The 9720-nt window shown below is 43.7% G+C and carries 11 protein-coding genes; 2 read left to right on the forward strand and 9 right to left on the reverse strand.

The features are described from left to right. Positions 1-161: 161 nt before the first annotated feature. The 9 genes from infB to HMPREF2991_RS07745 form a co-directional block, all read right to left on the reverse strand. Positions 162-2945, reverse strand: coding sequence for a translation initiation factor IF-2 (infB, locus tag HMPREF2991_RS07705; protein ID WP_070567082.1), 2784 nt, complete (start codon positions 2943-2945; stop codon positions 162-164). A gap of 16 nt (positions 2946-2961) precedes the next feature. Further along, positions 2962-3261: a YlxQ-related RNA-binding protein gene (locus HMPREF2991_RS07710; protein WP_004251819.1), complete on the reverse strand. Its 300-nt coding sequence runs from the start codon at positions 3259-3261 to the stop codon at positions 2962-2964. Next, positions 3254-3547: an RNase P modulator RnpM gene (rnpM, locus tag HMPREF2991_RS07715; RefSeq protein ID WP_006144965.1), complete on the reverse strand. Its 294-nt coding sequence runs from the start codon at positions 3545-3547 to the stop codon at positions 3254-3256. Before rnpM ends, HMPREF2991_RS07710 begins: the two co-directional genes overlap by 8 nt. 21 nt (positions 3548-3568) lie before the next feature. Continuing rightward, a complete protein-coding gene (gene nusA, locus HMPREF2991_RS07720) occupies positions 3569-4705 on the reverse strand; it encodes a transcription termination factor NusA (RefSeq protein WP_006147911.1) in 1137 nt (378 codons plus the stop codon). 42 nt (positions 4706-4747) lie between these two features. Beyond that, positions 4748-5227 (reverse strand): ribosome maturation factor RimP, encoded by a 480-nt coding sequence (rimP, locus tag HMPREF2991_RS07725; RefSeq protein WP_000338696.1) that lies wholly within the window; start codon positions 5225-5227, stop codon positions 4748-4750. A 126-nt stretch (positions 5228-5353) separates the two neighbouring features. Next, complete coding sequence (trmB, locus tag HMPREF2991_RS07730) at positions 5354-5989, reverse strand: tRNA (guanosine(46)-N7)-methyltransferase TrmB (RefSeq protein WP_001266088.1); 636 nt, start codon at positions 5987-5989, stop codon at positions 5354-5356. Beyond that, a complete protein-coding gene (gene ccrZ / locus HMPREF2991_RS07735; RefSeq protein ID WP_000363014.1) occupies positions 5986-6780 on the reverse strand; it encodes a cell cycle regulator CcrZ in 795 nt (264 codons plus the stop codon). The genes trmB and ccrZ overlap by 4 nt, the downstream gene beginning before the upstream one ends. 47 nt (positions 6781-6827) lie before the next feature. Then, positions 6828-7877 (reverse strand): ABC transporter permease, encoded by a 1050-nt coding sequence (locus tag HMPREF2991_RS07740; protein ID WP_070567079.1) that lies wholly within the window; start codon positions 7875-7877, stop codon positions 6828-6830. Then, on the reverse strand, positions 7874-8605 hold the full coding sequence (locus HMPREF2991_RS07745) for an ABC transporter ATP-binding protein (RefSeq protein WP_000889946.1): 732 nt from the start codon (positions 8603-8605) through the stop codon (positions 7874-7876). Before HMPREF2991_RS07745 ends, HMPREF2991_RS07740 begins: the two co-directional genes overlap by 4 nt. A gap of 67 nt (positions 8606-8672) precedes the next feature. On the opposite strand from HMPREF2991_RS07745, the gene HMPREF2991_RS07750 reads away from it, so the two are divergent. Then, the gene (locus tag HMPREF2991_RS07750) at positions 8673-9083 is read left to right on the forward strand and encodes an HIT family protein (RefSeq protein ID WP_070567076.1); all 411 of its coding nucleotides are present in this window, start codon (positions 8673-8675) and stop codon (positions 9081-9083) included. A 9-nt stretch (positions 9084-9092) separates the two neighbouring features. Next, positions 9093-9380 (forward strand): hypothetical protein, encoded by a 288-nt coding sequence (locus HMPREF2991_RS07755; RefSeq protein ID WP_070567073.1) that lies wholly within the window; start codon positions 9093-9095, stop codon positions 9378-9380. Positions 9381-9720 lie beyond the last annotated feature (340 nt).

Here is a 9720-nt window from a genome sequence, read left to right on the forward strand (position 1 = left end):
AGTTCAATTTGAACTCATCCGCTTCTTTCGCTGTGGTGAAAGTGATGGAACTGATTTATCAGTCCCATCACAGGGGATTTTTGAGACACTAGACTCAAAAATAAGCAATGAAACCATCGGTTTGCTTGCGTCCCTCACCACCTAAGAAAGGAGCAAAAATCTTATCTCTTGATTTCTTCCATGACATAGGCCTCAATCACATCATCAGTCTTGATATCATTGTAGCCATCAATCATCAATCCACCTTCACGACCGTTTGTAACTTCTTTCACGTCGTCTTTGTAGTGTTTCAAGCTTGCGAGTTCGCCATCATAGATAACGACACCGTCACGGATAACACGGACTTTCGAGTCACGGGTAACCTTACCGTTGATAACCATGAATCCACCAATGGTTCCCACTTTAGATACCTTGAAGGTTTCACGGATAACTGCTTCACCGATAACTTTTTCTTCGAATTCTGGGTCAAGCATCCCTTTCATGGCTTCTTCCATCTCTTCGATAACCTTATAGATAATGCTGTGGAGACGGATTTCTACATCGTCAGCTTCCGCTTGTTGACGCGCTTGTGGTGTAGGGCGTACGTTGAAACCAACGATAAAGGCATTTGAAGCTTCCGCAAGAGTCACGTCAGATTCGTTGATAGCACCGACTGCCGAGTGGACAATGGTAACTTTGACACCTTCTACATCGATCTTTTGAAGTGAGGCAGAAAGGGCTTCAACAGAACCTTGTACGTCGGCCTTGATGATAACATTAACTGACTTAAGCTCACCAGCTTTAAGCGTATCAAAGAGGTTTTCAAGGCTGACACGTTGAGTAGCTTGACGTTGCTTCATAAGAGCACGTTTGGCACGTTCTTCACCGGCTGCACGCGCAGATTTTTCATCTTCGTAAACGGCAAAGTGGTCACCCGCCATTGGCGCTTCGTTCAAACCTGTAATAGAAACTGGTGTTGATGGGCCTGCAACCTTGACACGACGACCAAGGTCATTGGTCATAGCACGGACACGACCGAAGGTATTTCCGACAACGATTGGGTCTTGGACATTCAAGGTACCTTGTTGGACAAGAAGGGTTGCGACCGCACCTTTTCCTTTATCCAAGCGCGCTTCGATAACCGTACCAATCGCACGCACTGTTGGGTCTGCTTTGAGTTCTTGGATTTCAGCCACAAGTAGGACCGTTTCTAAGAGTTCATCGATGTTTTGGTTGAATTTAGCTGAGATTTCAACAAATTCAGAATCACCACCCCAAGCTGTTGACATAACACCATGCTCTGCCAATTCACCGATAACGCGTTCTGGGTTGGCACCTGGTTTATCAATCTTGTTGATAGCCACGATAATTGGAACGTTTGCCGCTTTTGAGTGGTTGATGGCTTCGATAGTCTGAGGCATAACCCCGTCGTCGGCCGCTACAACCAAGATAGTAATATCGGTAACAGATGCACCACGCGCACGCATAGAGGTAAAGGCCGCGTGTCCTGGTGTATCAAGGAAGGTAATCTTCTTGCCATTTTCCACGATTTGGTAGGCACCGATATGCTGCGTGATACCACCTGCTTCACCTGTCGCAACACGAGAGTTACGAAGGGTATCCAAGAGGGTTGTTTTACCATGGTCAACGTGTCCCATGATGGTTACAACTGGTGGACGCTCAACCAATTCATCTTCATTAAGATAGCCATCTTCGACAAAGAAACGTTCGATGTCGGCATTATCCACTTCAACCTTTTGTTTGGCTTCGATACCGTAATCCACCATGAGGAGTTCGATGGTTTCTCCATCTAAGGATTGGTTTTGTGTGGCCATCACACCCATCATAAAGAGTTTCTTAACGATTTCAGCTGGTTCACGTTTGATCCGTTTTGCGATTTCCGCAACAGTCATACCATCTGTATACTCAAATTCTGTTGGCAATTCGTGGAACTTACGCTCTGTAACAGGTTTTGGAGCCTGGTTACGGTTGTTTTGCTTGTTCCCTTTTTTATTTTTCTTGTTGTTATTCCAGTTACTATTTCTTTGATTTCTCACTTGATTCTGACTACTTCGATTCTTTTGTTGTTTTCTAGGACCATCTTCTTCGTGATCATAATCGTCACGTTCTTTGTCTGGTCGAGCTTGTTTTTTACGACGTGTATCCACTGGCGCTTCTTTCGCTACAGGAGCTACTGTTACGGCTGGCTGCGTTTGTTCAGCTAGCTTAGCAGCTTCTTCAAAGATTTCCTCTGGCTCCTTGCGTTTGTTAGCTTGAGCCAAGGCTTCTTTGGCTGCTTGCGATTGTTTGAAGCGCTCCTCGCTTGAGCGTGCGTACTCTGCATTTTGCTCTGCTTTTAGGGCTGCTGCACGGGCTTTAAAGTCAACACGTGGTCCAGCTTGTTTTGGCTGGAAGTCTTGTTGCTGACGGCGATCATTGCCACGATTCCCTTGACCTTGTGATTTTTTCCCTTGGTCGTTGAGTCGGCGATTGTCGCGGTTCCCTTGACCAGGTTTACCACCATTACGGCCGTCATTTTTCTGACGGTTTCCGTTTTGTTGTTGGTCACGGTTGTTGCCCTTGTTTTGTTTGCGTCGTTCTGCCTGCTCTTTGGCACGCGCCTCACGCTCCGCCTTGAAGTTTCGACTCTGTGGTCTTGCGGCCACTACTTTTTCTTCCTTAGGAGCTGCAGGTGTAGCTGGTTTACTTTCTTCCTTAGCGACAACTGGTTTATCTGATACAGGCTTTTCAACTTTCTTTTCTACACTTGCTTTTGGTGCTACAGGTTTTGCTTCTGTTTTTGGAGTAGCAGGCTTAAAGCTAGCCGCGATTTGCTCAGCAGCAGCCGCCTCTACGCTTGATGCATGGCTTTTCACTTCCAAGCCCAGCTCTTTTGCACGCGCTACAACTTCCTTACTTTCTTTTCCAAGTTCTTTTGCGATTTCGTACAATCTTTTCTTAGACAAATCATGTCCTCCTCTTCTATTCCATAAGAGACCTCATTTTCTTTGTAAATCCAGCATCTGTTACAGCCAGAACCTTTCTCGATTTTCCGACTGCTATGCTTAATTCCAGTGTTGAAAACACGGTAATAACTTCTACTTGATAATAGTGGCTTTTATCCTGAATCTTCTTGGTTAGATTTGGGCTAGCATCATGAGCTAGAAATACCAATTTAACCTTCCGGTCTTGAATGGCTTTGACAACCATTTCTTCACCCGAGATGATTTTCCCTGCTCGCTGAGCCAATCCCAAGAGATTACTTACTTTTTGCTTATTCAAGTCCTAACTCTCTTCTTTTTACTTTGTGATCAACATAGGCGATCAACTCGTCATAAAAGCTTTCTTCGACTTCCATGTTAAAGCTACGGTTAAAGACTTTTTTCTTTTTAGCCTCTAGGGCTTCTGCATTGTCTAGCTTGATATAAGCGCCCCGGCCATTAGCCTTGCCTGTCGGGTCGATAAAGACCTCACCTTCTTTGTTCTTGACAATACGGAGCAAATCACGCTTGTCAATCACTTCATTGGATACAACAGACTTGCGCAAAGGGATTTTTCTTGTTTTCATCTTTCCCTCCTCTTGCAGATCTTATTCTTCAGTCAATTCGTCTGTTTCAGCGTAATCCACTTGACCTGCTTCTTCCATAGCTTCAAATTCACTTGCAGACTTGATATCGATACGGTAACCAGTCAAATGTGCTGCTAAGCGAACATTTTGTCCACGACGACCGATAGCAAGAGATAGTTTGTTATCTGGCACAACCACCAAGGCACGTTTGCTGTCATTTTCATCAAAGATAACTTGGTCAACTTCGGCAGGAGCAATGGCATTGTAGATAAACTCAGCTGGATCTGCTACCCATTCGATAACGTCGATGTTTTCTTCTACCGGTACCATGCGGTCACTCTTAGCATCGTAGCGAGCTGGGTGGAATTTGCTAGTAATTTTCTTGATGTTCGCTCCACCACGTCCAACGATTGTTCCGATAGCATCCACGTTAGGATTGTGGCTACGAACAGCAACTTTCGTACGGTCACCTGCTTCACGGGCTACGCTCATGATTTCAACAGTTCCATCATATACTTCTGGAATCTCTTGTTCCATCAATCGTTTGATCATTTCTGGGTGGCTACGACTAACAAAGACGTTGACACCACGAGGGTTGTCTTCAACTTTATAAACGTAAACCTCAATACGATCGTGGGAAGCAAACACTTCTCCAGGAATTTGGTCTTGTTTTGACAATTGTGCTTCGATGCTGCCAAGGTTGACATAGATAAAGCGGTTGTCAAAACGTTCTACTGTACCTGACATGATTTCTTGCTCATGCTCTTTGTAAGTATTGTAGGTGATAGCACGTGTTTGCTTGCGCATTTTTTCCATGATGGTTTGTTTGGCAGATTGGGCTGCTACACGACCAAACTCACCTGGTGCTTCTTCAAATTTAATCTTGTCCCCAAGCTCATAGGCTGAATTAATAGCAAGGGCATCTTTTAAACTGATTTCCAAACGGCTATCAAATACTTCATCAACAACTTCACGGACAGTATAGACAGTAAAGTCACCTGTCTTTTCGTTGAAATCAATAGCTACGCTGTCAGATTGACCATAGCGTCTGCGATAAGCGGAACGAAGCGACTCTACTACTGCGTCGATGATGTCTTCTTTTTTGATTCCCTTGTCTTCTTCCAAAATGCGGAAGGCCTCTAGCATTTCTTTACTCATGTTCTTTTTACTTTTGAATCCTCAAAAGCTATCCTTTCTTTTCTATAGTTTTACTGCTAAACGTGCTTTTGATACTAAACTGTATGGAATTTGAACGGTTTTCTTACGTGTCTTGTCCATATACTCCATAGTCAACTCATCCCCTTCAAAGGATACCAAGGTGCCTTCAAAGACTTTTTGCTTATCAATGGCTTGGTAGAGCCCGACATGGATGTATTTCCCAACAGCTCCAGCGACAGCATCCTTGGTTTTCAAAGGACGTTCCAAGCCTGGACTGGTGATTTCTAGGAAATATTGTTCTGGGAAGGGATCGGGCTTGATGGTATCTAAGACAGGACTGATGATTTCTGTCAAGTCTGCCGTGTCGTTCAAGGTAATTCCTTCGGGTTTATCTACAAAAATACTGAGAATCATGTCACTGCCAATCTTTCCATACTCGATATCCACGAGCTCGAAAGGTGCTTGGATGACAGGTTCTACAACTTCTCTGACTAATTCTACGATTGTTGCGATTGCGTCCACCTCCTCATAAGCAAGAGGCGAAGATATTTCCCCGCCTCTCTTTCTCATATTCTTACTATCAGTATAGCACGTTTGTCAATTTATGTAAAGCATTAGCACTCAAACAGCTGGTTTTCAAGCTATTTCTTAAAATTCTGCTTCAACTCGATAGATCACTTGACCTTTGCTGGAGAATTTTTGCTCATATTCTGTCATGACATTGCCTTCAAAATCACTGGCATGCAAGTCCAGCCAAACACCATTGAGTTTCATCCCATACTGAGAAAAGCTCACTAGACTATACTCAAATAAGCCACGATTGTCTGTCTTGAAATGGATTTCCCCATTCTCAGGCAAGATGCGCTTGAAGGTATCCAAGAAACTCTTGTAAGTCAAACGACGCTTTTCATGGCGTTTTTTAGGCCAGGGATCTGAAAAGTTTAGGTAGAGACGATCAATCTCACCGTCTTCAAAGTAGTCGGTCAGATCTGAACCATCTACCCACAGCAACTTGATATTGGGCACTCCAACTTCTAATACCTTATCCAAGGCATAACTCAATACCGACTTTTGGATATCAATCCCGATGTAGTTGATGTCGGGATTTTGCTTGGCCATTCCAGATACGAAGGCCCCTTTCCCACTTCCAACCTCAACATGAATAGGATGATCATTTCCAAACAAGTCTCGCCATTTCCCTTTTGCTTCTAAGGGATTGAGGACCACATACTGAGGATTGGCCTCTAGTAATTCTGTAGCCCCTTTACGATTTCTAACTCTCATCTCTTCTTTCCATACTTGTCACGGAAGACACGCAAGGCGTAAATCTCCCGGTTTACATTGTCTAAATCTTGATTTTCACAGTATTTGGCAATCTGGTTCAAGTAAGAATACTGACCATACCAATACAATTTATCTAACACTGTCTGATTGTACTTATAGCCGTAGTCTCTCAACCATTGGCGCCACTGATGATCCGGAATGTAGTGGCATAGCAAATGCGCTACATCAAACATACGATCCGTCAGACGAACCGAATCCCAATCCACTAGATAAACGAGTCCACTCTCTGTCTCAATCCAATTACTATGACGAAGATCTCCATGCACAATCGTTGCATGGTCTTCCCTAAAACCTGGAACCGTCTTACCTAGCTCAGCAATCACACTGTTCAAATAGTGGTTCTGCTTCAAGATTTCTGGAACTCCTTGCTGCCAAGAACGTAGCAAATCAACTGGTGTTTCCATGGTATAGCCCAAACGGCTCAACTGCTTCATCAAGGGACGCGAGCGGTGAAGGCGGTTCAAGATATTGATAATCTGCTTGCGATTCATATCGTAGGGGGTCAAGATTTTGCCCGTCAACCATTCTTGTGCACACATATCACGACCATCCGCTAAACGACGAGTCCATAGTAATTGAGGAGCGATTTGTTCTCTGGCAAGGCCAGGTAGGATTGGAGAGGTGTTCATTTTTACAAAGACGCGCTTCCCATCAGGGTAGCTTCCCATATAAGCTTTGCCACTCTTCCCAGGGATAGGGGTCAGCGTTAGCTCATTATCACCCAAGTCCATTTCTTTCCTCCGTATAAAGTTTCCTTACTATTCTACTAGTTTTTGGTCTATTCGTCAACCAATCTTTTTAGTTGGTAAGGTAAATAAAACAATTGTAGGAAGAAACCAGCCCCTACAAGAGCCAACAAGGCTATTTTTTCTTGAAAAACCACTGCTCCGACCAGCAATTCTAACAAAAGAACTGCACTTCCCACACCGACTACAATCTGTTTCAATCCCTTCTCTTTCTCCCCTTTTTCTAGTGGAAAGAGCTGAGTCAAGTACTGGTAGTCAAAGGCATGATAGAGGGCGAGTAACTGAAAGAGCAAGAGGTAGTTAAATAGAACCACCACTGCTGTCGCAATCCAAGATTGCTCGATAAAGAGCAAAGCTAACAAGGATAGGAGCAAAAGACGCAAACTGAGGGCAAAGAGGTCTCCATTTCGCAAGTAAGAACGAAGATAGAGATTTTGCCAAATTTTCCCAGGTACCTTCTGAACAGTCTTTAGGATGAAATCCAGATAAGCGCGACGTTTGACACTATTGGAAACGCCCTTGACCTGAGTAAAGAGAGCAAAGAAACGAAGCAAAACTTGCTTGCGTTTGCTTTCTTGGGCAATCACATAGTCCCAGTTGAGGCCAGTCTCAGTATAAAATTTACTGGCTTTTTGGCGAAAGAGAAGATATTTCCCAGCTCCCAATAAAAGCACATAGATGAGAAAAACTGGCAAGCCATAACCCATGGCTAAAAATAAGGGCGCAAATAAAAGCAAGAAAAGGGTCTGGACAAAAAGCCAAAAGACCAGTGAGCGCATCGTCTGCCCTTTGAGGTGAGACTTAACCTCCTCTTCACTGACTAAGAGAAAGAGCTTGTCAGGCCCTTCCATGTAGGTCGCGATTCCTCCCCAAGCCAAAAGCAAGGCAGATACAATCCCCAAAAACAAGAGGATAGGCCAGTGGTTTTCAGGAAAATGTTGCAGGAGTTGACTGTACTGGTAAGCTAGAAAACCGATGAGAACTAGCAGGAACAAGACAAAGTGGTCATTGAGAACATAACGCAGATAACCGACACACTCCTTACGAAAAGCCTGCTTTCTCTTTAAAAACAAGTCTTTCATAGCTCCTCCTCTTTGGTCAGAGCCAAGTAAATATCATTCAAACTCGCTTCAGGCATGTCAAAGGCTTCACGGAGTTGCTGGAGGTTCCCCTGAGCCCGCACCTCTCCCTTGTGGAGAATGACAAAGGCATCACACATCTTTTCTGCTGAGTCTAGCACGTGTGTACTCATAAGAATGGACTTGCCTTTTTTCTTTTCTACTTCTAAAAGCTGAATCAAGTCGGCAATCGCCAGCGGATCGAGGCCAAGAAAAGGCTCATCAACGATGAAAAGACTCGGATCTACGACAAAGGCACAGATAATCATGACCTTCTGCTTCATTCCTTTGGAAAAATGCACAGGAAACCAATCTAATTTTTGATCCAAACGAAACATTTTTAACAAAGATTCTACTCGCTCAAAAGCCGCTTTTTGCTCAATACCATAGGCCATAGCCACCGTCTCGATATGCTCTCTAAGAGTCAATTCCTCATACAGAGTAGGCGTTTCTGGGATATAGCCAATCTGCTTGCGATAGCTGGTCGCATCTTCTCGCAGGGTGAGACCATTAATCTTGATTTCTCCACTGTAAGGTGTCAACAGACCAATAATCTCATTGATTGTCGTTGATTTCCCAGCACCGTTGAGCCCAATCAAACCGACCAACTGCCCACTTTCAACTGTAAAGGACACATCTTTCAAGACAGGAACGTGAACATAGCCTCCTGTCAGGTTTTTAATTTCTAACATATTTTCTCCGAATCTGGTATAATGTAGCTATATTATATCAAAATTCAATACAGTAGAGGTGGATTTTATGTCAGATTGCATTTTTTGTAAGATCATCGCAGGAGAGATTCCTGCTTCCAAAGTATACGAAGATGAGCAGGTTCTTGCCTTTCTTGATATCTCTCAAGTAACGCCTGGACACACCCTCATTGTACCCAAAGAGCACTATCGCAATCTTTTGGAGATGGACGCTGCCAGCGCTAGCCAACTCTTTGCCCAAGTACCAACAGTGGCTCAAAAAGTCATGAAGGCTACCAAGGCTGCTGCCATGAATATCATTGCTAACTGTGAAGAAGTCGCTGGTCAAACAGTCTTTCATACCCACGTGCACCTTGTTCCTCGCTACGGTGCAGAAGATGACCTCAAGATTGACTTTATCGCCCACGAACCTGACTTTGACAAACTTGCCCAAGTCGCTGAAACCATTAAAAACGCTTAAGGAGATGCCATGAAACTATCAAATCTACTGCTATTCGCAGGAGCTGCAGCTGGAAGTTATTTTGTCGTGAAAAATCGCCAAGCCATTCAGTATGAAGTGCTAGATACAACTGACCGCGTCCAAGCTATCAAGGATGATTTGGATATCATCCAAAACAGCCTACAAATCATCGACCAACAAAAAACCCTTATCAAGGAATACCAAAAAGATTTAACCTACAAGTTCAAAGTCTTGGAAAAAGATTTCCAAACTAGACTAACTGTGATAAAAGAAACACAGGAGCTTGAGGATAACTAAAAAGAGCCCGATGGCTCTTTTTAGTTTATAGATTTTTTAAGACTTTCCTTAAGTAATGACGGACGGTAGCGACCTTCTTCGAAATTCCATACCTAAACTTTGAGCCTAGGTCTCAAAGTTTCCGAACACCTGAAATCAACCGATTTCAGGTGTTTTCATTACGGCGAAAGGTCTGGGAAAGTATTTGATTACACTCAATGAAAATCAAAGAGTAAACTAAGAAACTAGCCGCAGGTTGCTCAAAACACTGTTTTGAGGTTGTAGATAAGACTGACGAAGTCAGTCACATATATACGGCAAGGCGACGTTGACGTGGTTTGAAGAGATTTTCGAAGAGTAT

The organism is Streptococcus sp. HMSC072D07 (assembly GCF_001814835.1).
Classification (GTDB): domain Bacteria; phylum Bacillota; class Bacilli; order Lactobacillales; family Streptococcaceae; genus Streptococcus.

Coding starts and splice junctions, on each gene's coding strand:
- rnpM (WP_006144965.1), bottom strand. CDS start 3,547: ATGAAAACAAGAAAAATCCCTTTGCGCAAGTCTGTTGTATCCAATGAA.
- nusA (WP_006147911.1), bottom strand. CDS start 4,705: ATGAGTAAAGAAATGCTAGAGGCCTTCCGCATTTTGGAAGAAGACAAG.
- trmB (WP_001266088.1), bottom strand. CDS start 5,989: ATGAGAGTTAGAAATCGTAAAGGGGCTACAGAATTACTAGAGGCCAAT.
- ccrZ (WP_000363014.1), bottom strand. CDS start 6,780: ATGGACTTGGGTGATAATGAGCTAACGCTGACCCCTATCCCTGGGAAG.
- HMPREF2991_RS07740 (WP_070567079.1), bottom strand. CDS start 7,877: ATGAAAGACTTGTTTTTAAAGAGAAAGCAGGCTTTTCGTAAGGAGTGT.
- HMPREF2991_RS07745 (WP_000889946.1), bottom strand. CDS start 8,605: ATGTTAGAAATTAAAAACCTGACAGGAGGCTATGTTCACGTTCCTGTC.
- HMPREF2991_RS07750 (WP_070567076.1), top strand. CDS start 8,673: ATGTCAGATTGCATTTTTTGTAAGATCATCGCAGGAGAGATTCCTGCT.
- HMPREF2991_RS07755 (WP_070567073.1), top strand. CDS start 9,093: ATGAAACTATCAAATCTACTGCTATTCGCAGGAGCTGCAGCTGGAAGT.